This window comes from Polyangium sp. 15x6, from assembly GCF_029960785.1.
Lineage (GTDB): Bacteria > Myxococcota_A > Polyangia > Polyangiales > Polyangiaceae > Polyangium.
The window spans coordinates 21,579-47,530 of sequence record NZ_JASBQE010000042.1; the positions used below are offsets into that span (position 1 = coordinate 21,579).

The window sequence follows — 25,952 nt, forward strand, 5'->3', positions numbered from 1 at the left end:
CCGTGAGCAAACTTCGATGATTCACGAGATCGCCATGGGCACGCCGGTGAGGAATTCCTCGAACCACGAGGCCGCCGTGCAGCATCCGCCCGGAGACATCCCGCCCTCGCGCCCGCGCGCGCCTTCGCGTTCGCGCGCGAGCGAGTGGAGCCCCACGTCCTGGAGAGCGAGGCCCGATTCGCAGGCCGTGCGATACGACGATCCCGCCGCGGTCGAGCGTATTGCGGCGCGCATCGAAGGGCTGCCGCCGCTCGTGAGCTCGTGGGAGGTGGAGCGATTGCGCTCCCTCGTCGCGGAGGCGCAGCTCGGCCGGCGCTTCCTGCTCCAGGGCGGCGATTGCGCCGAGACCATGCGCGAATGCCGCGCGGACACGATCGTCAACAAGCTCGACATCTTGCTCAAGATGTCGCTCGTGCTCATCGTCGGCGGCGGCAAGCCGGTGGTGCGCGTGGGGCGTTTCGCCGGACAATACGCCAAGCCGCGCTCGCGCCCCACGGAGGTACGCGGCGGGGTCGAGCTGCCGAGTTATTTCGGCGATCTCGTGAATGGCTCGGAGTTCACGCCCGAGGCGCGGCGCCCGGATCCGGAGCGGATGCTCGCCTGTTATCACCACGCCGCGATGACGCTCAATTTCGTCCGGTCCCTCTCGGCCGGCGGATTGTCCGGTCTCGAACGCCCGGAGCGCTGGGATCTCTCGTTCTCCGAGCGCACGGATCTGCCCGCCCCCGTGCGCGAGTGCTTCCAGGCGACGACGCGGCAGCTCGAAGACGCGCTCCGATGCATGGACGCGCTCGGCGGCGCGGGGAGCGAGCTCTCGCGTGTCGAGTTCTTCACGTCCCACGAGGCGCTCAACCTGCATTACGAGTCCGCGCAGACCCGCGCGGCGCCGCACCGGGACGAGTATTACGATCTCACCGCGCACATGCCGTGGCTCGGCGAGCGGACGCGATCGCTCGACGGCGCGCACGTCGAGTTTCTCCGGGGCATCAGCAATCCGATCGGCATCAAGCTCGGCCCGACGGTCACGCCGGTCGAGGTCCTGCGCTTGCTCGATACGCTGAACCCCACCGAGATCCCCGGGCGCATCGTGCTCATCACGCGCATGGGCGCCGAGCGCGTCGAGGCCACGCTCCCGCCCTTGCTCGAGGTCGTGAAACGCGCGGGCCGGCGGGTGCTCTGGATATGCGATCCCATGCACGGCAACACGATCACCACGAGCTCCGGCGTGAAGACGCGCGAATTCGCGTCGATCGTGCGCGAGATCGACCGGACGTTCGACGCGCACGACGCCTGCGGCACCTACCTCGGCGGCGTCCATTTCGAGCTCACGGGCGACCACGTCACCGAATGCGTCGGCGGGAGCGTGCGCGAGGAGGACCTTTCACACGCATACGAGACGGTCTGCGATCCCCGATTGAACCAGTCGCAGGCGCTCGAGCTCTCGTATTGCATCGCGCGGCGCATGCGAGCGATGCGCCCATGATCGGGGCGCATCGCCGCGCCCTTTCCGCGAGAGCCCAGGAAAAAGTCGTTCATGGCCCCGTCCGGGCCAGCAAGGAGAGTCGCTCGATGACCTCGATCTCGACGCCGGAAGCCTTCGCCGCCACCGTGCGCGGCGGCACGGAGCTCCTCCAGGCGTACAACCAGGAATCGTCTTTCTTCTTCTCGTGCCCGAGCCGTACCATTCTCGCGCAGGGTGTGCGCGAGGTCGTCGGCGGAGCGGCGCACGGCGAGGGCATTGCCGAGCGCGTCGCGGCGGTGCTCGCGTCGCTCGAAAAGTCGGGACACGAGCGCCCCATGGCGGTCGGCGCCGTGCCCTTCGATACCCGATCCCCGGCCCACCTCCTCGTGCCGCGAACCACCCGCATCGCCGGCCCGCTGGACGCGGCGTCGATATCGCTCCCCGCCCCGCCGCGGGTCTCTGCTGAATGGATGCGTTTGTCGCCCGACCGCGAGGGGTTTCTGGGCGGCGTCGAGCGCGCCCTCGCCTTGATACGCACGGACGCGCTGTCGAAGGTGGTGCTCTCCAGAATGCTGGAGCTGCGTTCGTCTGTGCCGGTCGATCTCGCTCTCCTCCTCGAGCGTTTGTCGAAGCGAAACACCGCCGGGTATACGTTCGCGCTCAAGCTCCCCGAGGCGCGTGGGGCCCTCGCGCCCGAGCCACGTACATTGATCGGCGCGAGTCCCGAGCTCCTCGTGTCGCGCTCTGGAAACACGGTATTCGCCAATCCGCTCGCGGGCTCCGCGCCGCGGAGCCCCGACCCGGAGGAAGACGAGCGGCGGGCGAGCGCGCTTCTCGCCTCCGAAAAAGACCGGCGCGAGCACGCGGTCGTCGTCGACGCCGTCGTCGAAGCGCTGCGCCCCTTCTGCAAGCGCCTCGTCGTCCCTCCGCGCGCGTCGCTCTTGCACACGCCGGCCATGTGGCACCTGTCGACGCCGATCACGGGAGAGATCGCGGATCTCTCGACCTCGTCGCTCGCGCTCGCAATGGCCTTGCACCCGACGCCGGCCGTGTGCGGATACCCGACCGCGAGCGCGCGTGCGGCCATCGAGGCGATCGAGCCCTTCGATCGTGGCTTCTTCACGGGCCTCGTGGGGTATTGTGACGCGGCCGGCGACGGTGAATGGGCCGTGACCATCCGCTGTGCCGAGATCAGCGGCGACGCGCTTCGCGTGTATGCCGGGGCCGGCGTCGTCGCCGGTTCGTCGCCCGAGCGCGAGCGCGCCGAGATCTCGGCCAAGATGCGCACCGTGCTCTCTGCCCTCGGCCTCGATCCCTTGCCGGAGGGCCTCTGATGCGCGCCGAGGAATCCGGGGGAATGGGAGCGCTCGAGGGGTTCACGCCCTGGCCTCCCGATTTCGCCGAACGGTACCGGCAAGCCGGTTACTGGATCGGCGAGACATTCGGCGATTTCTTGCGCGACCGAGCGGAACGATTCGGTGATCGAACCGCGCTCGTCGACGATCGGCGCCGCCTGACTTATCGCGAGCTCGATGCACGCGCGTCGCGGCTCGCGGCCGGCCTCGCGCGACTGGGCATCAAGCCGAGGGATCGTGTCGTCGTGCAGCTCCCGAACATCGTGGAGTTCTTCGAGGTCTGCTTTGCGCTGTTCCGCCTCGGCGCGCTCCCCGTACTCGCCCTGCCCCCGCATCGACGGGCTGAAATCTCGTATTTCTGCCAGTTCACGGAGGCCGTCGCATACATCATCGCCGACAAGGACGGCGGATTCGATTATCGCAAGCTCGCCGAGGAGATCCAGGCCGAAGCGAGCACCGTGAAGCACGTGCTCGTCGCCGGCGAACCTGGGCCGTTCACGGCCCTGGAGAGCGTGTACGACGAGCCCGCGTCGCTCCCGACGCTCGCGCCCGAAGACGTCGCCTTCTTTCAGCTCTCGGGCGGCAGCACGGGGATCCCCAAGTTGATCCCCCGCACGCACGACGATTACCTTTACAGTGTCCGCGCCAGCGCCGACATCTGCGCGCTCGATGGAGACAGCGTCTTTCTCGTCGCGTTGCCCGTCGCGCACAACTTCACGCTGAGCTCTCCCGGCAGCCTGGGCGTGCTCCATGCCGGCGGCCGCGTCGTGCTCAGCCGGCGCCCAAGCCCGGACGAGGCCTTCCGCTGGATCGAAAAAGAGCGCGTCACCGTGACTGCCGTCGTGCCGCCCCTCTGCGCGGTCTGGCTCGACTCCGCGCGGAATGCCCGGCAGGATCTCTCGAGCCTTCGTTTGCTGCAGGTGGGCGGCTCCAAGCTGAGCGCGGAGGTCGCGCGCCGCGTGCGAAGCACGCTCGGATGCACCTTGCAGCAGGTGTTCGGCATGGCCGAGGGGCTCGTCAATTACACCCGCCTCGACGACCCCGAGGACGTCATCGTCGAAACGCAGGGCCGGCCCATTTCTTCGGAAGACGAGGTCCGGGTCGTCGACGAGGACGACCGCGACGTCGAGGTCGGTCAGGTGGGCCACCTGCTCACGCGGGGTCCCTACACCATTCGCGGATACTACAAGGCCGAAACCCACAATGCGAAAGCATTCACGCGCGACGGGTTTTACCGGACCGGCGACGTCGTGCGGCGTACGCCGGCGGGGTATCTCGTCGTGGAGGGACGCGCGAAGGATCAGATCAACCGCGGCGGCGAGAAGATCGCGGCCGAGGAGGTCGAGAATCATCTCCTCGCGCATCCGGCCGTGCGGGACGTGGCGCTCGTCGCCATGCCGGATGTTTTCCTCGGGGAGCGCTCGTGTGCATTCGTCGTCCCCCGCGAGACGCCGCCGGCCCCGCGGGAGCTCACCGCATTCCTGCGGGAGCGCGGGCTCGCCGCCTACAAGATCCCGGACCGAATCGAGCTCACGGGCGACCTCCCCAAGACGAGCGTGGGGAAAGTGGACAAACAGGCGCTCCGTCGCTGGATCGCCGACAAGATCGCCCAGAAGGGCCAGTGACGATCGGAGGACATCGACCATGGGAATCCCCAGCATCCAACCTTATTTCATGCCTCGGAAAGAGGAGCTGCCCAAGAACCGGATGTCGTGGACGCCGGATCCGGACCGCGCCGTCCTCCTGATTCACGACATGCAGCAGTACTTCCTCGACTATTACGATACCCAGGCCTCACCGGTCGTCGAGCTCCTGGAGAACATCCGGCAGGTGCGAGAGCGGTGCCGCGCGCTCGGGATCCCGGTCGTGTATACGATGCAGCCCTCCGAGCAGACGGCCGAGGAGCGTGGCCTGCTCCTCGACTTCTGGGGCCCCGGGCTGACGGCGCAGCCGCACAAACACGGGATCGTGCACGAGCTCTCGCCGGCGGCGTCGGACACCGTCCTCACGAAATGGCGCTACAGCGCGTTTCAACGGACCGAGCTGCTCGACCTCATGCGCCGGTGGCGGCGCGATCAGCTCATCATCTGCGGCGTCTATGCGCACATCGGATGCATGCTCACGGCCGGCGAGGCATTCATGAACGACGTGCAGCCGTTCTTCGTGGCCGACGCGACCTCCGATTTCACGCGGAACTGGCACGAGATGGCCATGACGTACGTGGCGCAGCGGTGCGGCGTGGTCGTCTCGACCCGCGACGTGCTCGACGCGCTCGCAGAGCAATCGTCCGGCGCCGCGGCGTTCGACCTCGAGCGCCTGCGCGGCGAGGTCGCCGAGCTCCTCGAGCGTCCCACCTCCGACATCCAGAGCGGCGATTCTCTCCTCGATCTGGGCCTCGATTCCATTCGCCTCATGACGCTCGTCGAACGGCTGCGCGCCGCGGGGCTCGACATCTCGTTCGTGGAGCTCGCGGAGCGCGCGACGCTCGACGATTGGTGGGAGATCCTCTCCACGCGATTGCCGCACGGACGATGGTCCGGAGCCGAGGAGCAAGCCCATGGAGTTCGAGGGTAAGATCGCGGTCGTGACGGGCGCCGCCCAGGGAATCGGGGAGGCCGTCGCGCGAGCGCTCGCGGCGCGCGGGGCGAGCGTGGCCGCGCTGGATGCGAATCGGGACCGCCTCGACGTGGTGGCCGCCGAAATACGGGCGAGCGGCGGCCGCGCGGCGTCATTCCCCGCGGACGTCGCGAACCGGGAGGCGGTCGACGCCGCGGTGGACCGGATCGAGCGCGAGCTCGGCCCCATCGATTTCCTGGTCAATGTCGCGGGTGTGCTGCGCGTCGGTCTCGTCGAATCGCTGCGCGACGAGGACTGGGAGCAGACCTTCGCGGTCAATGCCCGGGGCGTGTTTTACCTTTGCCGGGCCGTGGCCCGACGCATGGTGCCGCGCCAATCCGGCGCCATCGTGACCGTCGGATCCAATGCCGGGCGGACGCCACGCATGCACATGTCGTTGTATGCGGCCTCGAAGGCGGCCGCCGCGATGTTCACCAAGTGCATGGGCCTCGAGCTCGCGAAGCACGGCATCCGGTGCAACGTCGTCTCTCCGGGATCGACGGATACGCCGATGCAGCGATCGTTGTGGAAGGACGAGAACGGGGCGCAGGCCGTCATCGACGGCGCGCCCGCCGCTTACAAGGTGGGGATTCCCCTGCAAAGAATCGCCGATCCGGCGGACGTCGCGGACGCGGTGTTGTTCCTGCTCTCGGATCGGGCACGGCACATCACCATGCACGATATCTGCGTCGACGGCGGCGCCACGCTCGGCGTGTGACGCCGCCGCCGGGCGGCGCTCAGGGGCCGTCGCCCTGCACGCGTCCGAATTGAATCTCCGAGGCCGTCCCGCGCATGACGAAGGCGGCGGCGGCCACGGCGATCGTGATGGCGAGAGCGCCGAGGACCCGCGTGGGCTTCATCTGCCACCACATCGCGAGGCCGCTGAGCGCCCACACGACCAGCGTGATGCCGGTGATGTCCGCGAAGAGCGCGAAGAACCAGGCCATGTCGCCGTGAACGGGGAAATGGTGTGTCGTGTGCAGCTTCTCCAGGAGCTCCACGAAGCGGAGCTGGCCCGGCCCCGCGGGTCGCCCGTCGATTTGACCCGAGCCGAGGTCGTAGACGACGTTCCAGGCGCGGCCACTTTGATCACGCACACGGAAGCGCAGCTCGGGGTGGACCTTCGGATGCGCCCGCAAGGGCCCCTCCGCGTCAATCCCCAGCTTGGGCAGGAGCTCCTTCACCTGCTCCTGCACCGCCGCCATCTTGTATTCGGGCAATTCGATGGTCGCACCGGCGAAGGGAGGGGGATCGGATTTCGGCTCCGGGGCATGGGTGGAGACCGTCGCGCCGCCGCCGTCGAGGCTGAGAATGAGCACGTGACGCCCTCCCGCACGGCTCGGCGTCGCGAGAAGCGGCCAGCCCGAAAAGGAGCTCGATGCGCCCGGATCGAGCGCGTATCCCCCCGGAGATCCGGCGTTGATCTGCGCGACGACCTTTTGCGCGATCTCGTTCGGATCCCAGGGTTTCATTCCGGTGAGCGTGGCGAGCTCCGCCGCGGAGAGGTCCCGCTCCTCGATGTCCCGCCCGATCTGGGGATGATTGAAGAGGGTGCCGCTCAGCCCGAAGAGGAGCACCCACGGAAACACCAGCAGGCCGAGATACATGTGCAGGCGCCGGACGAATTTCATGACGGCGCCATACCCTCGACGGCGAGGGGGCTCGGCCCGGGGCGGCGGGGCCTCTTTCGCGGAAACCGGATTCGTCATCGGATCTTCAGTGCCGAGAAGACGAGGCCCGGCGCGCTCAGCCCCACTTCACCCGGGCCCTTCGCCTCGAGCTCGAGGAGCTTCGTCGAGTCCTGGCCCTGGAAGAGCGACACGAAGCTCCGGTCGCCGAACTGCAGCGGAATGACGCTACCATTGCTGGGCGCGGCGTCGAGCACCTCGGCCGTCGGGGTGTCCCCGAGCGTCACGGTCGCCCACTTCCAGGCCGTCGCGCTCGCGAGGACGCGCGGGTGCGTGTCCGGCATGATCGGGAAGGCGCTCTCGTCGAGCACCCGCAGGAAGGCCTCGTTGCCCGGCCCGCGGAGCAAGGAGCCTGCGGTTTGTCCGCCAAAGAGCGTGTTCAGCTCGACGTGGAACGCGGCGTCGAACTTCTTCGTCGCCGGGTCGAACCGCAGCATGCAAGGCGGCGATGCATTGGCTTCGTTCAGCCGGTGAACGGCCGCGCCGTAGGCCTCCGTGGCGAGATAGATCTTGCCATCGGGCCCCTCGATGCCATCTCGCACGTAGCCGCAGCGATCGTCCGTGACGACGGTCGCCTGGTCCGTCTTGCCATTCACGACGACGACCGCCGCCTTGCTCGGGACCTCCGGACCTTTTCGATACCCTGCGAAGGTGATCACGTCGTCGCCCAGGCGCAGCGGCGCGGCCGTGAACGTCAAGGTCGTATCCGCGATGACGAGCTCGGGGAGTGGAATGTCCCCGGTGACCGTCATGTCCTTCGGATTCCAGACGACGACCTGGGCCGTGGCGCCGTCGAAGAAATATGCCTTCGTCTCGGAGACGAACTGAAATTGACCGTGATACTCACCGATCGCGGCGATTCCCTTGCCCTGGAAGCTCACCGTCGCGCCCAAGCGCAAGGTGCCGTCCGCCTGCAGGTCGTAACGCGTCACGGTCGGCCCGGCTTCGCCCGCGATGAACACGGCGCCCCCGTCCTCGGGCCCGACGCCGAGGGCGCGGCCCGCGATTTCGACGCCGTTATCGAGCGTGAGCGCGGCGCCGCCCCCGAGCTTGTCGGTCACGAGGATATAACTCGTGTTGTCCCCGCCATTGGCGCCGAAGACCTGGGTCGTGAGGGCATACAGAGGACCGGTCGCGGAACCGCCCCCGGCCCCCTGGCCGCCCTGGCCGCCGGTGCCGCCGGTGCCGCCGGTGCCGTCGCCATCACCGCCGCTGCAGGCAGCGAGAGCGGGGAAAGCAAGGGTGATCAGGAGCGCTGTGACTTTTTTCATGGATGTATCTCCTCGGGAAGGAATGGATGGGTCAGAGCTCGAGGACGAGCTTGGCGTTCGCTGCTCGCCCCGGTTGCTGGACCCCGAACGAATCGAAGACTTTTTCATCCGTCAGGTTCTGCACCTCGAGGGTCCCGCTGACGGAGCCGTCGCCGTGCTTCATGGAGTACGTGAGCGCGAGCGCGTGGACGAGCTGCGAGGGAATGACGAGCTTGGAATCGATGGCCCCGATGCTCTCCCAGCCGCGGAAGTAGGCCTCGACGTACCGCGCCTGCCACGTGAGCGAAAGGACGTCGCGCGGCCGGAGCAAATCGGAACCTTGCACGCGAGCGCTCGCGCCGGCGAACAGGTACGGGCGGTTCGGGATACGATCTCCCTCGAATTTGCCGAATGCGCCTTCGCTCGCGGTATTGCGAAAATCCTGCCAGGTGGCGTACCCGTCGAGCGCGACCCAATCCCCGGGGGACGTCCATCCGAGGGACGCCTCGACGCCGACCGACCGAGCCGAGAGGACGTTCTCGTGCTGAAAATAATTGCCATTGCTGAGCAGGACGATGAGGTTCTCCGCGAAGCGCCCGAAGCCGTTCACGTTGAACCGAAAGAGGCCGGCGGCAGTCTCGGCGCGCTCCAGGGTCAGGCCGAGGTTCACGTTGTGGCTCGCCTCCGGCTCGAGGTGCAGGTTCTCGATGATGAGCGCGCCATTGCCGAACACCTCCTCGGGGTTGGGCAGGCGGGTGGCATACTCGTACGATGCCTTGGCATAAAACGCCTCGGTGAAGCGGAATCGCAGACTGTCGCCGATCCCCCCGCGGTGGGTCGTCCGGTCGAGGTCGCGGAGGTTCCCGTTGGGCAATTGCTCCTTCGTCCGGGCCATCTGCACATATGCCTTGGCGAACGCGATGTTCGCGAGTTTTCCTGCAAACGGGCGCGCCTCGTATTCGGCGCCGACCACGGTGCTCAGGAGCGCCCGCTGCGCGGTGAGCGGGTCGTATTCGTCCGCGGGAATGGCATGGTCTTTCCCCGTCCGGATGGCATAGGTGGGCGAGAGCCCGAAACGGAGCGAATGCCAGGGCGCGGGATTCCAGGCCAGGTTCAAACGGGCGAATACATTGTGTTGCTCGATGGCCTGATCGATCGCGCGGGCCTCGATCTCGCCGCGTTGCGGGAGCACGAAGACGCAACGGCCGAACCAGTCGTAACGACACGTGGAGAGGTCCTGGAACTCCCTGTGCGTGTACGTGTACCCGGCCACCGCGTCGAACCGCGTCCTGCGGGAGAAGGGCTGCGCATACCTGAGGTGCGCGCCCGCCGATTGCTTGCCGTAGGTGACCTCGCCATAAGGAACGGACATGAGGGCGTTGTGTTGAACGTCCCTCCGATGTTCGGTGTAGAACGCGCGCAGCAGGAGCTTCTCCGCCCGCGGGCGCCCGACGAACCCCACCTCGACGCTCCCGCCGCCGGCGCGGTAGCCGTCGTGGAACCGATGAACGCGGGCCGGCGAGAGGCGGCCTTGCTCGTCGAAGACCTCGACGTCGATCGGATAATCGTTTCGCGTGTAATCGTAGAACCCATTCACGCGCGCGAAGAATCCGGTGGGCTCATGCAGATGCCGGGCGCTCAGCGTCAATCGGTACGTCTTGAAGGACCCGACCTGATAAGACGCCGATGCGTGGGTGCCGCGGATGTCCGCATCGGTCACGAGGTTCACCGCGCCGCCCAGGGCATCGGCACCGAAACGCACGGGGACAACGCCGCGATAGACCTCGATGCGCTCCACGAGGTTGACCGGGACATTGGTGATCCCGTGCGCATACCCGGCGAGGTCGAGCGGCACACCGTCGAGGAAAAAGCGAATCTGATCGCCCGTGAGACCATTGAGCGAGAGGCGCGCGTTCGATCCGAGCCCGCCTTCCCGGCGCACCCCCACGCCCTCGGAGCGTGCCAGCACCTCGCCGAGGTCCGCGGTTCGACGCTGCGCGTCCTCGGTCTCGATGACCTGGACGGCCTGCGCGGACCGGCGAAGTCGATCGGCTTCGGAGGCGCCGCGGACCATCACGTCGATCGACGGTTTGGCAGGACCGACCGTGGTCTGCGCAGCGGGCGCCGCCGGCTCGGGCCCCGGCTCGCGCGCGGCTGGGGCCGGAGCGGGCCGCGCCTCCGGGGCCGGGGGGGGCTCCGGCGGCAACCTGAATTCGTAAGCGTAGAGAATGATCACCGGGACGGCCTTGTCCCCCCGGCGCGCCGGTGTGAAACGGAATTGCAGCGCTGCCTCCTGTGCGGCCTCGTCAAACCCGTTTCCGGCCGGCTCCACGACCTCGGCCCTGGTGACGCGCCCCGCGGCGTCGATACGGAGCTTCAGCACCACGCGGCCTTCCCGCCGGGCCGCGCGTGCCTCCGCCGGATACGCCGCCTCGACCGCCTCGATGAGCTCGGGCGGGTGCACCGTGCGCTCGGTCGTCGCGCTCGCCTGCGCAGGCGAAGGGCCGCTCGGCTCCGCCTCCTGCGCAAGGGCGGTCGGACAAACCGAGAGGACGAGGGCCAGGCTCCCGGCCCATCCGGTGCATGAAAAACGGCGCTTACGAAACATCGGTGATTCAGGATTTCGCGCCGGCCGGGCTGCTCTCGAATGCGCCGTGCTTCGCCATCTCGACGAGCGCGTCGTGCGCCGCCTCGATCGTGAAATCGATCTGTGCCTGGGTATGCACGCCCGAGATGAAGCTCACGTCACGGCGCAGGAGCACGCCGCGCTTCGCCATGGCGCCGACGAACTGCGCCGCGAATTTCGTGTGCGTGGCGAGATCGTCCGCGAAAAGGAAGAACGGAATCGCGTCGTAGCCCACCACGCGCAGCGGCGCCCCGACCTTCGTGGCCTTCTCGTTGACGCCTTCGCGAAGCCGCTTGCCGAGCGAGGCGATACGCTGAATGTAATCGGTATCCCGGTATTCACCGAGGACCGCCTTGCAGACCTCCAGGGAGAGCATCTCGCCGCCGAACGTCGTCGATACCTGCAGCTCCGCGAGGCGGCTCATCACCTCCCGCGGGCCCGCGATGGCCGAGAGCGGCATGCCCGCCGCGATGCCCTTCGAGAGGCACACGAAATCGGCCGCGATTCCGTAATACTCCTGGGCGCCGCCGAGCGCGAGCCGGAAGCCTGTCACGACCTCGTCCAGCACGAAGAGCACGCCGTGGGCGTGGCAGGTCTCGCGCAAGGTACGCAAGAACTCCGCCGAGACGACGCGCTTGTAGGGCAACGAGAGCAGCACCAGCGCGATTTCGGAGCCCTTCTCGGCGATCAGGTCGAGCAGCGGCTTCTCCTCGGCCTCGGCCATGAGCGGCATGCGATAGGTATAGTCACGCAGCACCGCCGGCACGCCGGGCGTGTCGAACATGAAATGGTCGTGCCAGCCGTTGTAGCCGATGGTGACGACCTTTTCTCGCCCCGTCACGTGGCGAGCGAGCCGGATCGCCGCCGAGGTCGCGTCCGCTCCGGTCTTGAAGAAGCGGGCCATCTCCGCGCCGGGGATGAGCTCGACGAGCGTGCGCGTGGCCGTGACCTCGATCTCCGTCGGCAACGAATGCAGCAAGCCGTATTCGAGGTGCTCGCGGATGGCGCGGACGACGGCGAGGTGGTTGTGCCCGAGCGTGTTCGCCCCGAGGCCGCAGATGTAATCGATGTACTCGTTGCCGTCGACGTCGCGCACGAGCGCGCCCTCGCCGCCCTCGAGGTACACCGGGAACGAGCCGAGGGAATACATCTCCGGCCGCTTCATGAGCGACTGGGTGACGCCGGGGATCAGCCGGCGCGCCTCCGCGAGCAGCGCATTCGATCGAGCGAGCTTCCATTCCCCTGTGATGGGCCTCGGGAGACCACGCTCCCGGCTGTCGATGTCTACACCAAGGGTCCGTGAGGTCATGGGCGATTTCCTTTGGTTCAGGTGAAGCGTCGCTTTGGGGCTCAGCCCGCTCGCCCACTCGAAGGGCGCGGCAGCTTGCCGGTCTCGACGCAATGATCCAGATAACGAAACACGAGCGAACGATCGACGGCGGGGCAATCAATTCCGCTGTCGGACAGGCCACGAATCACGTTGTCGCAGCGCACGCGTCCCAGGCCGAAATTCTGGGGTTGCTCTCCGGCGTCGGCCTGGAGATCGAAGAAGGCGAGCGTGGCGCTCTCGGCGGCGCTGGCGCCACTCCCCATGCGCGCGCGGAAGGCCGGGACCGGACAGGTTTCGACGGCATACCCATACTCCTGTACCCAGCGGAACACGTCCCTCAGCCGGACGTCGGGCGCGGGAGCGAGGTTGTACACGGTGCCGCGTCGCGGACGGGTGAGCGAGAGCGCCACGATCGCGCGCGCCACGTAATCGACGGGCGTCCACGTCTCCGCTACATCGAGGTCGGGCAAGGCCTCCGCGGGAATGCCTGCGAGGAGGAGACGAAAGACGATGTCCTGTTCATTGACGATCCCGGTATCGGGAGCGCCGACGACACGACCGAGGCGATACACGGCGACCGGCACGCCACGCTCGCTCGCCTGCTCCGCGAGCCGCTCGGCGATCCATTTGCTCTGCTTGTACCCGTCCAGGAGCTCCGGGTGCGGCGGGACGAACGCCTCGGGGACCTCGGGGCTCCTGGCGATCGAGGGCGCCACGGCCAGCGTCGACACGTGATGCACAGGCTTCGGGCGCGCCGCGGCCGCGAGCCTCAGCACCTCGCGCGTCCCGAGGACGTTCACCGCGCGCATGCTGCGGTAATCACGCACGAGGCTGACGATCGCGGCGTCGTGATAGATCACGTCGCATTCCGTGGCCAGACGATCCCACGTCTCGGCTCCGAGCCCGAGGCGTGGCAAGGAGAGGTCGGCCGGAATGGCCACCACCCTGTCCTCGAAATGCGTGAGGGGCAGCCGCTGCTTTTCCAGAGCCGCGCGGAGCCGAGCGGCCGCTTGCTGCTCGTCCGCGGCGCGCACCAGACAAACCACGCGCGCCACTGTCCCCGAAAGGAGCGCATGCAAGAGATACACTCCGACAAACCCCGTCGCGCCGGTGAGCAGGACCTGTCGGGGCGACGGACGCAACGTCGCGGGCGCGAGCGCGGGAGGGACGATGTCCTCCGGGAGTACGGCGTCGGCGAGCATTGCATCCGTGAGCCCCGCGGCGACCTTCTTGACGCCCGCGGACTGCTCCAGGGCGCGCGAGAGCTCCGCGATCGTCGGATGACGAAACACCATCGCGACGGGGATCTCGCGGCCGAGCGTGAGGCCGAGGCGCGTGGCGACCTGGATGGTTTGCAGCGACTGCCCGCCGCGCTCGAAGAAATCGTCTTCCAGGGAGAGGTCAGAAACCCCGAGGATTTGCTCCCACACGGAAATGACGACCTTTTCGAGGTCCGTCGTCGCGACCGCGGACGCGGCCGAGCGGGTGAGGGCCGCGTCGCGCAGCGCGGAACGGTCGATCTTGCCCGTGCTGGTCCGCGGCAATCGATCCGTGAACAGAAAGGCCGAAGGGACGGAGGCGGGCGGCAATGCCGATTGCGCGTGACGGCGGAGCTCCGCCGGCGGCGGAGGGGGCGCATCGGCCACGACATGCGCGGCGAGGCGCTTGATACCGCCGGGCATGGCGGACCCGACCACCGCGACCTCACGCACGCCGGGGAAACGAAGCAATACGGTCTCGATTTCGCCCGGATCGACGCGATGCCCGCTGATCTTGAGCTCCTCGTCGACGCGGCCGACGAAGACGAGATCGCCCGCCTCGTTTTGCCGGACGAGGTCTCCGGTGCGATACCCGCGCGGCTGTCCAGGCAACGTTTCGAGGATCCGGAAACGCGCGGCGGAGAGCTCCGGCTGCCCGAGATACCCCGTGGCCAGCCCGCCGCCCATCAGATACAGCTCCCCCACGGCGCCTCGCGCGACGAGCCGCCCGTCCGCCCCGAGGACGGCCGCGCGGACGCCGGGCAGCGGCGTGCCGATCGGGACTTCCTCCGCGCTCTCGGCCGCGGATTCGTCGCCGCACAGCGTGGCGCACGTGGCCACGACGGTCGCCTCCGTGGGGCCATACGTATTGAGCAATCGGACAGCGTGCCCGACGGCGCGACGAAAACGCGCGACGCGCTCCGGAAGCGCAGCCTCTCCGCCGATGATGACGATGCGAACGCTGGGCGGAAGGGACGCGCCGGTCGAGAGACTGTAGGCCACCTCGTGCCATAACGCGGTGGGCAGGTCCAGCACGGTGATCGCGTGTTCGGCGCAAGCGTCGAGCAACCGGAGGACCGATTGCAACATTTCTTCCGTGCGGAGCACCAGCGTGCCGCCCACGCACAGGCTGAGGAAAATTTCCTCCACGCTCGCGTCGAAATGCATCGGCGCGAACTGGAGCACCCGATCGTCGCGGTGGAATCCGTACCGTGAGGCAGCGCCGGCAACGAAATGCGCGAGCGACGCGCGGCTGATCACGACGCCATTGGGACGGCCCGTCGAGCCGGACGTGTAAATCACGTACGCCGGATGCTCGTCCCCCTCGTGGATCGGCGCTTCGAGTGCGTCCGAGAGGACCTCTTCGTCCAGCACCACGACGCGGGCCCGCGTCGCTTGCTTTGCTTGCTCGGCGTACGGCGATGTCGTGACGAGCAACGTGGGCCCGGCGTCCGCGAGGATCGCCGCCGTCCTGCCGCTCGGCCCCTGGGGATCGAGCGGCAGGTATCCTGCGCCGGAGAACAGCGTGGCGAGAATGGCCGTGACGGCCTCCAGGCTGCGGGGCAGGAACAATGCGACGAGCGTGCCCGGTTTGGCGCCGAGCGCCGCGAGGCGGGCCGCGAGCCGCCGGGCTGCGAGCACGAGCTCGTCATACGTCATCCGCCGCGACTCGTGCTCCAACGCAATGGCGTTGGGCTGCTCGCGCGCGTGCTCCAGGATCCGCTCGATGACGTCGCGCGCCGGGGAAGCGAGTGGGCCGCCCTCGAGGATGGTGCCGGGCGAATCCGTCGCCTCAGGGGGCGCCGGCGCAGCGAGGCCGGGGCTCCTGATGTCGGAGATCGGCTGCATGGGCGCGGACAGGGCCGCGTCGAGAAACGCGAGGAATCGCTGCTCGTGCCCCGCGAGATCGCTTGTGGTATGACAATCCGGATTCGCGTCGAAATCGATGCGGGGCCCGCGCCCGTCCGAGCGCGCGTACACGTTGATCGAGATGTCCTCGACCGGCCCGGCAGAGATGTTGTGCGCGATCGCGCGGTGACCGCCGAACCGCAGATCGTAATCGAACGGCATGATGTTCACGACCGGGCCGAACAGCCGCCGCTCCCCGCCGATGAGCTTGAGATCCCGGCGGAGATGCTCGTAGCGATAGCGCAGATGGGGACGGCTCGCGCGCATCTCTCCTGCGACGTGCTGGACGAGCGCGGAGAGGCTCGCTCCATTCGGGATCGGGACGCGCAAGGGCACGATGTTCATCACCATGCTCGGGATACGCACGGACACGGAGCCCAGGCGGCCCATGACCGGGAGACCGAGGACGAGCTCCGGCGCGCCGGTGAGGCCATGCCCATACGCCGCCGTCGCGGCGACGAATACGTCGGGCCAGCTCGCGCCCACACGATGTGCCACCGCCTGCATTCGCTCCATCGTGGACGGCGAGAGCGAGGTCGTCCTTCGTAATGCAGGGCGAGAAACCATGGTGGGTCGACCGCCGAAGCTCACGGTCGCGGGGCGATCGGCGAAACGTCGGACCCAGAAATCACGATCCCGCTCGCAATCGGGGGACGCGCGGTAGGCTCGGTCTTCCTCGATGACCCGGAGGAGCGAACCGGACGGAGGGCCGACGCGGGAGCGGCTATCGAGACGGGCGGTATAGAGCTCCGCCACGCGCCGTGCGATGAGCGAGAATCCAAAACCGTCGAGCGCGATGTGGTGCGCCCGCTGATACCAGTAGGTTCGCTCCGGGCCGGCCGTGAAAAGCGCCTCCGTGAAGAGCGGTCCGCGCGTGAGGTCCACGGTCTTTTCGAGGTCCGCCTGCATCCACGCTTGCACGAATGCCCAGGGATCGGCCTCCGCGCCGACGTCGATTCGATGCATGGGCCAGTCGATGGATGGTTCGAGGATCTGCGTCGGGCCGTCCTCGGTCGAGACAAACCGCATGTGCAGCGTCTCGGCCTCGGCGACCGCCTGGCGTACGGAGGCCTCGAAGATCGCCGGATCGACGGCGCCACGAATCTCGATGCATTCGCCGGCGTTGTAAAGCGGGCTCGCCGGGTCGAGCGCCTGGCCCAGCCAGATACCGTGCTGCGCTGCCGAGAGAGGCCAGCGCTCTTTCCGAAAATCAGGCATTGCCCGGTCCTCCCGGAGGAAGACGGGTTGGATCGTGCCGTTTGCACATGTTTGCACGGACACTTTTAACCATGAGCTCCTCAGGATTTATTGAAAATGATGTTCAAAGTCAAGACCATCTCTTAGACAAATTGCGTAACCCATATAACACATTTCTGCTGATGAAGGAATTTTGCGACATAAATGTAGGGCGACTGAGGAAGCGGGGGCGCCGGGCTCGCGCCGGGTGCCCACTCCGCCCCACCTGCCACGTCCGCCCGTCCGCCCAAGGAAATGCAGAGGGACACCAACCGAAAAAACAGGGGAATCATGAAAAAGGTCATCACGACTTGGCGCTCTTATCGCTGTCGGCCGTGGGGGTCGGAATGGCGCCGACGCGGGTCGCGGAGGCGAGGACGCATTCGTTCGAGCGCACGTGCTGGGACTGGAAATGGAAGCGAAACGGGGATCTGTGCTCGCAGTGCCGAACGCGGAACGATCGCGCGCACCATGGCTGTCTTCCGAACGCGCGCGCCTGCCGCGGCGACATCTCGAATCGGAATGGCTGGCTCGTCTGCGACAGCTGACACTCCACGACCGTACGAGCATCGAATCGTCGACAACCAGAGCGGTACGTACTATCGTTTTTCTGTATGCGTACCGTCCGGTTCTACTTCGACGTCATCAGCCCGTACGTTTGGCTCGCGTGGGCCCAGCTTCCCGAGGTCGAGGCGCGCACGGGCGCGCGCTTCGACCTCCAGCCCGTGCTGTTCGCGGGGCTCCTCCAGGCGAACGAGAACAAGGGGCCCGCGGAGATTCCGTCGAAGCGCGTCCACATGCTCCACGACATCGCACGCTGGGCCATGACATTGAAGCGGCCCTACGCGGGCCCGCCGGCGCATCCGTTCAATCCGCTCAAGGCGCAGCGCATGTGCGCCGCCATCGATGACCCCGAGGCGCGGCGCCGTCTCGCCGGGGCATTGATCGTCGCGACGTGGGAACAGGGGCGCGACCTGATGAACGACGCCGAGCTCTGCGCCATCGCCGACGACGCAGGCCTCGACGGGTCCGCGCTGCTCGCCGCCACCGAGGAGAAAGTGGTGAAGGAGCGCCTCCGCAAGAACACCGAGCAGGCCATCGCCACGGGCGTCTTCGGCGTCCCCACGTTCCTCGTCGATGATCAGCTCTTCTGGGGCAATGACCGGCTCGGTTTCCTCGAAACGTATCTCGCCGGCGGGCTCCGTATCGACAAGGCCGAGATCGAGGAGCGGCTCGCGCGGCCGCGCGCTGCGGATCGTAAAAACGTGTAGCCACCGATCGGCGCGCCTTTCTCACCGAGGTCCGCTCACCCCCCAATCGAGGCGCAGGCGGCCGTCCCTGTAAATCCGATTCGCCTCTCCGAGACCCGTCGAGCCATTCGTGATGGTGGCATGCACGTTCACCGCGGGCGTGGGCAGCGCGTCGCGGCCGAGATCGAAGCGCTGCCCGCGCACGAGCACGCGATAGGCCTTGTCGAGGGCGAGCGCCCGCGCGCGCGACGGGAGCAGCAGGAAAGCGAGATCCCGATCGCCGCCGATGGCCGCGCGTCGCACCTCGGCCTCGGCGAGCGTGCCGCCCGGGAAAAAACGCGCCGTCATTTCGTCGTTCGCTCGGAGCTCGTCGCCAGCGCCGACGCGCCGAAGATACACGAGCACCTCGGGCTCCGCGTGCCCGAGCTGCGGGACGTCCGGGATTCCGCGGATGTCTTGCACGCGCCAGCCCGCTTGGCCGGGCACCTTGCGGGCGAACGAGAACGTTTGATCGACCGTCACGCCCAGGTTCGAATGGCAGCCCATGCAGAACCGATGCTCCTCGTCCGTCGAGAGGCGCAGCCGCCCGGCCTCGTCCTCGATGAATCCCTGGAGCTGCCAGCCGAAGGCATTCCGAAGGCCGCTCATCGCGGATCCGGCATACACCGGCAGGAGCCCCTCGTCCTTTTCGTCCTGCTCTTTCTCCTGTGCGCGCAGAAGCGCCCATCGGTCGGGGGCGAGGACCTTCCGCGCGTATCGTAGCTCTTTCACTCGCCGCGCTGCGTACCCGGGCACGTCGGGATCGAGATAGCGCACCGAATGCAAGAACTCGACGCCGCGGGGATAGAGGCCTCGCTCGAGCGGGACATTCGATGCGCCGCCGGCGTAGGTCTTCGGCAAGCGCCGCACGCGCGTGACGCCGGGCGAGAGGGCCCCGTCGCCGTCGAGATCGAAGCCGAGCAGGCGCTCGTCGGCGGGCTCGATTTCGCGATCGATTCGATCCGGCGGCGCATCGGGATCCGAGGTGATCGCGGCTTCGAGCAGCGACAGGTTGAGCGCGTAGATCGGGCGGGACGTGTTTCCCTGCGCGTCCCGCCGAAATGGCTCGGGCAAACGGATGAAGACGTCGTCGGTGCTGCCGTTCGTCGGCCAGAACGCGCCCGGGAAGGGCTTGTACCGCACGGCGCGATAGCCGCTCCCGTCCCTGGCGAATCCCTGTTCGTCGAAGCCACGTTCGAGGTCGAGGTCCGGCACGTAGCCCTCGAATCCTCGCGCCCCGGCGAGCGCGCGCCGGAGCGGACCATAGTTGTCCTCGCGGACATAGCGAAGAATCTCCTCGTCCGAGAGGGCCGCCATGTCGGCCGTTCGACCGACGAAGAGGTTTTCGTAGTGGTTCTTCTGGGCCGCCTCGGAGAACGAATACTCGGCCTGGAGATGCCAGTCCGAGCGCGTATTCGGGCCGTGTGCGCTCGTATGGCAGACCCAGCAAGGATTCGAGGTGCCGTTCGTCTTGGTATAACAAAGCGCGGGCACCGAGGCTTCCGGGTTCAGCACGCGACCTGCGGCCTCGCGGGCGTGCGCGAGCGGATCGTATCCGGTCTCGGCGCCGCGCTCCTCGCGGCGGCCGCACGAAGCCGCCGCGAGGGACACCAAAAGCGCGACGGCGAGCCACGATCCCGGGCGAGCTTCGTGCGTCCTCTTCATGGATTCAGCCTCCGTTCGGCCAGACGCTCCATACGCTCTCGCCGGGATGCTGTACGCTCACGAAGAGCGTGCGCATGTCCGGCCCGAGCGCAGGGCCGGTGGCCTCCGCATCGCTCGGCACGGCGACGACGCGGAACGCCTTGCCAAACGTCGCCGAGATGACGCCGGGCTGCCCCGCCGCGTGCGCCGGATCGAGGTCGAGGAAATAAATGGCGTCGGCGGTCTTGTTCGTGCCGAAGTTGCCATCCGTGCCAAACCAGACGCCGCCGTCCCGATCGATGACGAGGTTGTCCGGGTTTGCCGCGTCGTACGGCCCGGCGGCCTTCGTGCCTGCCCAGACACGGAAAAACGTGAACGACGTCGACGCAGCCGGATCGGCCGGGTTTGCCTCCTGGAATGCGAAGACGTTTCCGAGCGCGTCGGGGCGCTTGGGCGAGATCGTGTCGTGCTCCGCGGGGGCAATGAGCTTGCCTTGCTGATCGAGCTGCGTCTTGCGACCGTGGTTCGTGAAGGCGACGTAGAGCCGTGGCGTCCCGCTCGGATCCTTCGGGTTGTACTCGACGTCCTCGGGCCGGTTCAGCTCCATGATGCCGACCTTCGCGCAGGCCGTGAAGAGCGCGCGGCGCACGTCATCGTCGCTCAGGAAACCGCCGAGGCCATTGTAATCGATGTCCATCAAGGCGGCGCCCACGGTCTTGTCGGGCTCGCCCAGCGCGGCCGCGTTCGGCGCGATTGCCGTGCTCGCCGTACTGAGGTGGATCCATTGCCCCGTGCCCGGCTGCGACTCCGTCGGCGCCTGCCCCGTGGCGAGCATCGTGACGCCGGTCGTGTTGTCGAGGCCGGCGAAATGCGCGACGTAAAGCGAGCCCTCGTCGAGCAGCGCGCGTGTCTCCGCCCTCGTCATGCCGGCCGTGTACGGGTTCTTGGAGATAAACTTGAAGATGCGGCCGCTCCGCCGATCGTCCCCAGCATAGACGACGATGCGTTGATTCGGCACGAGCTTCCACTGCGCGTCGACCGCGAACGTCGCGTTCTCCCAGCGCGCGCGACCCATCGCGCCGAGCTTCTTGTGCCCCACGCCTTTCGTGGTCTTACCCTCGTATTCGCCTTCCGGCTGACCCGGATCGATCTCCACGAGGTAGCCGTACAGATCCCGCGCGTGGTGCGTCAGCGGATCCGGGGACATCCCATATTCGCTCGTGGGGCTCGCCTTCGTCTCGAACGTGATCGGACCGCCCGGATCGGCTCCGGCCCCGAGGACGAGCTTCTGCTCGCTGGTCCAGAACGCCTCGAGGTCACCATAAAAATCCTGGACGTTCTCCTCCGCGGTGATCACCGTGCCCCAGGGGGTTTGTCCGCCGGAGCAATCGCCCATGATGCCGCTGACGACGCCGGGAGGCAATGCATTGCCCTGATCGTCGTGATCGTCGGCGACCGCCGCGAGGCCCGTGATGCGCAGGAGGGTATGGCTCGTCGCGTCGTACCGCACCGCCTTCGCCCCGCGATCGACTTCCCATTCGCCCGAGGCCGGATCCTGCACCACGTGGAACCACGAGCCGCCGTTCTGCCGCTTCGCCTCCTGCACGTACGTCGAGCGGCTCGCGTCCGACCATTCGTTCGAGGTGACGTCGTTTTCGAGGACGCCCATGGACCGGAGATAGGTCGCGAGCGTGAGGTGTTGCCCCACCGGCGCCGTCGTCGCCGTCGGGGCGCTGTTCGAGATGTATTCGTGGTTGACCCACATCCAGCCGGAAGCCCCGCTACCGTTCCATTGCGGCGCAGCGCCGGGGACGCCGTCCCAGCCGTCCCCGAAGAAAGCGACGTAATCGTTGTTCGCGCCAAACCGCGGCGCGGCGTGGCCCTGATCGAACGTGAGTGGATCGAGCCAGGCCGCGACCACGTTGCCCGAGAGGCCGGCAATGGCACGCACGCTGTCGGTCGCCGCATTGGTCAGCGGAAACTGCACGCCGGGCGACAAGGTGCCCTTCGCGACTTGCTCCACGCGCTTCCGCACGTACTGGCCGAGATCCGCAGCGCCCGTGCCGAGGTCATCCATGAATGCGAGCGCGACCATTCCGGAGAGTGGCCGCGAAGGATCCGGCCACGTGATGCCCGGCTCTCCCGCGGGCCCCTGCGGGCCGGTCTCCCCGGGCGTCCCGGGATTGCCCTCGGGCCCTTGGGTCCCCGGCTCCCCGGGTGCGCCGGGATCACCTTGCGGCCCCTCTTCCCCTTGCGGACCCGTTTCGCCCTGCGGCCCTTGCGCGCCGTCCTGTCCGTCGAGGCCGTCTCGACCATTCGCGCCGTCTTTCCCGTCGCTCCCGCAAGCCCCGAGCGCTGCGGCGAGCAGCACACCGGCGCTCGCGAGCGTGAAGACATGGCGCGACCCGGCTCCAGCAATCCTTCGTTTCATTCGCAAGCACCTCGCTCGATCGTTCCGCTTCGAACGATCGCGCGCGAGGTTGACGCGTCTCCGTTGCGGCGCGGCGTGGAGCCTGTCACGATTTCGTGACGCATACGCAAGTTTCAAACTGTCGACAACCGCGTAACGATTGTGTGACAATTTCGTCGACAGCGCGCACCTCGATTTTCACGGCGTGAAGCTCGTCACCTCTGCAAGCGCGAAGAAAAACGCGAAACACGGGATCGTGCTTGCTTCGTCACCGGAACGAGCGGATCATGGTGCCGTGTCTGCTGCCCCGCCCCTGCCCCATCACGACGGCGATTCGAGCATAGGCAAGTACAGGTTCATCGCGAGCCTCGGCCACGGCGGAATGGCGGACGTTTACCTCGCGGTCGTCCCCGGCCCGGCCGGCTTCAACAAGCTGCAGGTCGTGAAGCGACTCCGGCGCGATTACGTCGAGGATCCCGATCACATCGAGATGTTCCTCGACGAGGCCCGGCTCGCGGCGCGGCTGAACCACCCGAACGTCGTGCAGACCTTCGAGGTGAGCGAGTCCGACGGGGAATACTTCATGGCCATGGAGTACCTCGAGGGCCAACCATTCAACCGCATCATCAGCCGCGCGAAGAAGGACCCGCCGCCGCCCGGGCTGCTCTATCGTATCGTCGCGGACGCGCTCGCGGGGCTCCATTACGCGCACGAGCTCACCGACTACGACGGCACGCCCCTCCACATCGTCCACCGCGACGCGAGCCCGCACAACGTCCTCGTGACGTACGACGGGCACACGAAGATCCTCGATTTCGGCATTGCGAAGTCCGAGGTACGCTCGGGCGAGACACGCACCGGCATCGTCAAGGGCAAAGTTGGGTACATGGCGCCCGAGCAGGCGCGGTGCAAGCCGCTCGACAGGCGTGCCGACGTCTTCGTCCTCGGAATCGTGCTCTGGGAAATCGCCGCGGGCCGCAAGCTCTGGGACAAGGCCTCGGACATCGAGGTGCTCCACAGGCTCGCGACGGGAGAATATCCCCGCGTCCACGACGTGGAGCCGAACGCGCCCGAGGAGATCGATCGGATCTGCGCCAAGGCGATGGCCCGGGATCCGGCCGATAGGTACACGACGGCGTCCGAGATGCGCGCTGAAATCCTCGCGTATCTGGATCGAGCTGGCCTGCGCGTCTCGAGCGAGGACGTGGGTCGCTACGTGACGAGCGCGTTCGGGGACAAACGAGCCGACATCCGGAGGGTGATCGATCAGCAGATCAGCAGGCTGAAGGCGCAACAATCGGGGGAAAGGCTGGCCATCCCCGACGTCGCTGGCCCGCCCGATGCGGCCCCCGATTCGCTGAGCATCCCGAACCTCGGAGGCTCCGGGCGGCACAGCATGAACGGCTCGGGATCGAATCCGAAAGGCCTGACGGGATCGAACGCGCGTATTCCAGGCCCGAGCAGCCTGCCCCCCGGGGCGCCGCCAGAAACGACGATGCAGGTGGCGGCTGCCCCCGTATCGAACCGAGGGAGCATGATCATTGGCGCCGCGATCGTCATGGCTGCGGCGATCGGCGCCTTCGCGTTATTGAAGTCGAGGACGCCCGCCTCGAATGTGGCGGTGCCGTCGACCGAGAGCACGCAAGCGGAGGCGGCTCGGCAGCCGGCGCCGTCGACCGCGCCCGTCGGAGCGGCATCAATCGCCGCGACAACCGCGCCCGAAGGGACGGCGATGGTGGAGATCAAGGTGCGCGCGATCCCGGCACAAGCGGAGATCTTCCTCGACGGCGCGCATCTGCCGACGAACCCGTTCACGGGCAAATTCCCCGCGGATGGAGCGAGCCACCGCGTCCACGCGGAGGCGCGGGATCATCGATCGGCCGCGCAAATCGTCACCTTCGACAAGGACGCGAAGATCGAGCTCGTGCTGGAGCCGAAGGGCGGCGCAGCTCAGGCGAGCAATACGACGACGGGCGAAGAGTCGCCCGAAGAGCCGGCGGCGACGTCCACGCCGCCGCCGACGCCCGCCCCTGCCGCGACGAGCAGCACACGCGCCAAGCGAAAGCTCGGGGATGGCGATCCGTTCCATACGGCCGCGCCGGCGACCACGACGACGGGGAAGAAGCGCTCGCTCGGCGACGGACAGAGTCCCTGGTGATCGAGCCGAGCGCGACGATCACGGCGTTTCGCAATAACCGTAGCTGCAGGCGGGGGCGCTCGCGGGGCACTCCGAGGACTGCGTGCACGCCTGGCAGCTCGTCTTTCCGTTGACGATCTCCTCGAAGTAGCAATCGCAGCGCGAGTCGGTCGTGTACGTCTTGAGTGGGCCCATCTCCGCGGAGCGGCCGACGCGCATCGCGCATTTGGGGACGAGGTGCTTCTTCGTGATCGCCTCGACGAGCGCATTCGAGAGCTTGGGCGCGGCGAAGCGGGTGACGAGCGCGCCCGCCTGCTCCGTGGGAATGCCCGCGCTGACGCGCGTGTAGAAGTGAAGGGGGCCCCAGATCGGGTAATGCCCGTCGCGCACGTTCCGTTTGTCGAAGAGGAACGGCGTCGAGTCCGGGTAATATCCGCAGCTCTGCCCGAACGCCTTGAATGCGAGGACGCGCAGATCGGAGCGGGCGTCGTCCGCGACGTCCGTCGAGAGGATGCCGATCGCTTGCTCGGCGAGGGAGGCGTCGAGCAGGATCTTGAGCCCGTCGCGAACCGCGCTCGATCCGCCGCGATCCTTGCCCCACCACTTGTCAGCGGGCACGTTGATGGCGCGCGCGATCATCTGCTGCGTGCCGGAGCTCGCATTTCGCACGAAATAATAGGTGGGATCCGTCCACGGCGCGGCGGCCCCCATGTGGCTGCCCGTGCCGAAGATCATGTACGCCGCCTCCGCGCTGATCGATTTCTGCGTCGAGAGGGCCGGGACCACGAAGGTCATCGGCTGGATCGGGCCCTGATAATCGGCGATCTGCACGCCGCCGGGTGCCATGGCGAAATCGCAGGTGCTGGCATACACGTCGGAGACGCCGACGTCGACGGTGTTGCCGGCCGGATCGAGGAAGCACTCCTCGGTCGTGCCGTCGGCGTTGTAGAACCTGGCGTAATTTGCGGGTTTGCCGCCGGCGGCCGGGATGTCCTTGATGAGCCGCGCGGCGGGGTCCTCGGAATAGACCGCCGAGACGCCGGTGCAGGAGCCCTGCGACTGATACACGATGGTATAGGGCGAGCCCTCGGCCGCGAGGATCCCCTGAATGACGCCGAGGAAGCCGCTCACCGCGCTCGATCCGGCGACGTAAACGACCTTGGGTCGCTCGACGGAGTCGAAGCAGTTTTTCGTGGGGGCGGCGGACGCGCCCTCCGCCACGAGCGTCGCCGCGACGCCGAGGGCGAGCGCGGGCCCGAGATGACGCGTCGTCTTCGTGCTGGGGAATCGGATCTCGTTCATGACCATGCCTCGGGAAAAACTCAAAGAACGGGGGTTGGCTCGACGAGCGGGGGCAACGCGGCGCCGTTGCAGAGCCCGAGACGGGCGCAGTTGTCGAAATAGACGCACGTGGCGTCCGTGCATTTATTGAAATACTGCTCGTCGTTCGTGGGCTCGCCGGAGAAACACGCCTCCCCGCCGCCCGAGCCGCCCGAGCCGCTGCTCGAGCCCGAACCGCCAGGGAGGACGCATACGCCCTCCCGGCACACCGAGCCATTGCCGAACTTGCTGCAATCGGCGTCTGTCGTGCACTGATCCGTCGCGCCCTCGACGATGAGGTTGCAAGCGCCCGCGAGCCCCGCCATGGCCAGAAACGCGAAGGCCGCGAGGAGCCAGGCAAAGGCGGGAGGCTGACGGCGACGATGCGGCGATTGGGCCTTGTTCTCTTTCATGTTCGTCCC

16 protein-coding genes are annotated in these 25,952 nt (G+C 67.5%); 7 read left to right on the forward strand and 9 right to left on the reverse strand.

Translation table 11 applies throughout. The features are described 5' to 3' along the window. Positions 1–16: 16 nt before the first annotated feature. The 5 genes from QHF83_RS27795 (at position 17) to QHF83_RS27815 (ending at position 6,151) form a co-directional block, all read left to right on the forward strand. Positions 17–1,483, forward strand: coding sequence for a 3-deoxy-7-phosphoheptulonate synthase class II (locus tag QHF83_RS27795; protein ID WP_282420978.1), 1,467 nt, complete (start codon positions 17–19; stop codon positions 1,481–1,483). An 86-nt stretch (positions 1,484–1,569) separates the two neighbouring features. After that, positions 1,570–2,796, forward strand: coding sequence for an isochorismate synthase DhbC (gene dhbC / locus QHF83_RS27800; RefSeq protein ID WP_282420979.1), 1,227 nt, complete (start codon positions 1,570–1,572; stop codon positions 2,794–2,796). Further along, positions 2,796–4,442: a (2,3-dihydroxybenzoyl)adenylate synthase gene (locus QHF83_RS27805; RefSeq protein WP_282420980.1), complete on the forward strand. Its 1,647-nt coding sequence runs from the start codon at positions 2,796–2,798 to the stop codon at positions 4,440–4,442. The genes dhbC and QHF83_RS27805 overlap by 1 nt, the downstream gene beginning before the upstream one ends. Before the next feature lie 19 nt (positions 4,443–4,461). Beyond that, on the forward strand, positions 4,462–5,391 hold the full coding sequence (locus QHF83_RS27810) for an isochorismatase family protein (protein ID WP_282420981.1): 930 nt from the start codon (positions 4,462–4,464) through the stop codon (positions 5,389–5,391). After that, a complete protein-coding gene (locus QHF83_RS27815; RefSeq protein WP_282420982.1) occupies positions 5,375–6,151 on the forward strand; it encodes a 2,3-dihydro-2,3-dihydroxybenzoate dehydrogenase in 777 nt (258 codons plus the stop codon). The genes QHF83_RS27810 and QHF83_RS27815 overlap by 17 nt, the downstream gene beginning before the upstream one ends. Positions 6,152–6,170: 19 nt before the next feature. Here the strand turns inward: QHF83_RS27815 and QHF83_RS27820 are convergent, their stop codons facing one another. The 5 genes from QHF83_RS27820 to mxcG all read right to left on the reverse strand — a co-directional run bounded on the left by QHF83_RS27820 (position 6,171) and on the right by mxcG (position 16,712). Further along, complete coding sequence (locus QHF83_RS27820) at positions 6,171–7,064, reverse strand: PepSY domain-containing protein (RefSeq protein WP_348980473.1); 894 nt, start codon at positions 7,062–7,064, stop codon at positions 6,171–6,173. Between the two features lie 74 nt (positions 7,065–7,138). Further along, positions 7,139–8,392 (reverse strand): hypothetical protein, encoded by a 1,254-nt coding sequence (locus QHF83_RS27825; RefSeq protein WP_282420984.1) that lies wholly within the window; start codon positions 8,390–8,392, stop codon positions 7,139–7,141. A 31-nt stretch (positions 8,393–8,423) separates the two neighbouring features. Then, entirely contained in the window at positions 8,424–10,979 is a 2,556-nt protein-coding gene (mxcH, locus tag QHF83_RS27830; protein ID WP_282420985.1) for a TonB-dependent siderophore myxochelin receptor MxcH, read from the reverse strand. 7 nt (positions 10,980–10,986) lie between these two features. Beyond that, entirely contained in the window at positions 10,987–12,306 is a 1,320-nt protein-coding gene (locus QHF83_RS27835) for an aminotransferase class III-fold pyridoxal phosphate-dependent enzyme (protein WP_282420986.1), read from the reverse strand. A gap of 41 nt (positions 12,307–12,347) precedes the next feature. Continuing rightward, a complete protein-coding gene (mxcG, locus tag QHF83_RS27840) occupies positions 12,348–16,712 on the reverse strand; it encodes a myxochelin non-ribosomal peptide synthetase MxcG (protein ID WP_282420987.1) in 4,365 nt (1,454 codons plus the stop codon). Positions 16,713–17,344: 632 nt separating this feature from the next. On the opposite strand from mxcG, the gene QHF83_RS27845 reads away from it, so the two are divergent. Continuing rightward, positions 17,345–18,001, forward strand: a complete 657-nt coding sequence (locus QHF83_RS27845; protein ID WP_282420988.1) for a 2-hydroxychromene-2-carboxylate isomerase — start codon at positions 17,345–17,347, stop codon at positions 17,999–18,001. Positions 18,002–18,022: 21 nt separating this feature from the next. Here QHF83_RS27845 and QHF83_RS27850 read toward each other — a convergent pair whose 3' ends face one another. Both QHF83_RS27850 and QHF83_RS27855 read right to left on the reverse strand, forming a co-directional pair. After that, entirely contained in the window at positions 18,023–19,684 is a 1,662-nt protein-coding gene (locus QHF83_RS27850) for a hypothetical protein (protein WP_282420989.1), read from the reverse strand. A 4-nt stretch (positions 19,685–19,688) separates the two neighbouring features. Beyond that, positions 19,689–22,094 carry an alkaline phosphatase PhoX gene (locus tag QHF83_RS27855; RefSeq protein ID WP_282420990.1) on the reverse strand — a complete coding sequence of 802 codons (2,406 nt, stop codon included), beginning with the start codon at positions 22,092–22,094 and terminating at the stop codon, positions 19,689–19,691. Positions 22,095–22,368: 274 nt separating this feature from the next. On the opposite strand from QHF83_RS27855, the gene QHF83_RS27860 reads away from it, so the two are divergent. Further along, entirely contained in the window at positions 22,369–24,231 is a 1,863-nt protein-coding gene (locus QHF83_RS27860; RefSeq protein ID WP_282420991.1) for a serine/threonine-protein kinase, read from the forward strand. 18 nt (positions 24,232–24,249) lie between these two features. Here the strand turns inward: QHF83_RS27860 and QHF83_RS27865 are convergent, their stop codons facing one another. Continuing rightward, positions 24,250–25,512: a hypothetical protein gene (locus QHF83_RS27865; protein WP_282420992.1), complete on the reverse strand. Its 1,263-nt coding sequence runs from the start codon at positions 25,510–25,512 to the stop codon at positions 24,250–24,252. A 20-nt stretch (positions 25,513–25,532) separates the two neighbouring features. Continuing rightward, entirely contained in the window at positions 25,533–25,943 is a 411-nt protein-coding gene (locus QHF83_RS27870; protein WP_282420993.1) for a hypothetical protein, read from the reverse strand. Positions 25,944–25,952: the final 9 nt, after the last annotated feature.

Bases quoted from the DNA above. Each gene is read 5' to 3' on its own strand.
- QHF83_RS27810 (WP_282420981.1), top strand. From the start codon at position 4,462: ATGGGAATCCCCAGCATCCAACCTTATTTCATGCCTCGGAAAGAGGAG.
- QHF83_RS27855 (WP_282420990.1), bottom strand. From the start codon at position 22,094: ATGAAACGAAGGATTGCTGGAGCCGGGTCGCGCCATGTCTTCACGCTC.
- QHF83_RS27865 (WP_282420992.1), bottom strand. From the start codon at position 25,512: ATGAACGAGATCCGATTCCCCAGCACGAAGACGACGCGTCATCTCGGG.
- dhbC (WP_282420979.1), top strand. From the start codon at position 1,570: ATGACCTCGATCTCGACGCCGGAAGCCTTCGCCGCCACCGTGCGCGGC.
- QHF83_RS27805 (WP_282420980.1), top strand. From the start codon at position 2,796: ATGCGCGCCGAGGAATCCGGGGGAATGGGAGCGCTCGAGGGGTTCACG.
- QHF83_RS27850 (WP_282420989.1), bottom strand. From the start codon at position 19,684: ATGAAGAGGACGCACGAAGCTCGCCCGGGATCGTGGCTCGCCGTCGCG.
- QHF83_RS27825 (WP_282420984.1), bottom strand. From the start codon at position 8,392: ATGAAAAAAGTCACAGCGCTCCTGATCACCCTTGCTTTCCCCGCTCTC.
- mxcH (WP_282420985.1), bottom strand. From the start codon at position 10,979: ATGTTTCGTAAGCGCCGTTTTTCATGCACCGGATGGGCCGGGAGCCTG.
- QHF83_RS27820 (WP_348980473.1), bottom strand. From the start codon at position 7,064: ATGAAATTCGTCCGGCGCCTGCACATGTATCTCGGCCTGCTGGTGTTT.
- QHF83_RS27795 (WP_282420978.1), top strand. From the start codon at position 17: ATGATTCACGAGATCGCCATGGGCACGCCGGTGAGGAATTCCTCGAAC.
- QHF83_RS27835 (WP_282420986.1), bottom strand. From the start codon at position 12,306: ATGACCTCACGGACCCTTGGTGTAGACATCGACAGCCGGGAGCGTGGT.
- QHF83_RS27870 (WP_282420993.1), bottom strand. From the start codon at position 25,943: ATGAAAGAGAACAAGGCCCAATCGCCGCATCGTCGCCGTCAGCCTCCC.
- QHF83_RS27845 (WP_282420988.1), top strand. From the start codon at position 17,345: ATGCGTACCGTCCGGTTCTACTTCGACGTCATCAGCCCGTACGTTTGG.
- QHF83_RS27815 (WP_282420982.1), top strand. From the start codon at position 5,375: ATGGAGTTCGAGGGTAAGATCGCGGTCGTGACGGGCGCCGCCCAGGGA.
- mxcG (WP_282420987.1), bottom strand. From the start codon at position 16,712: ATGCCTGATTTTCGGAAAGAGCGCTGGCCTCTCTCGGCAGCGCAGCAC.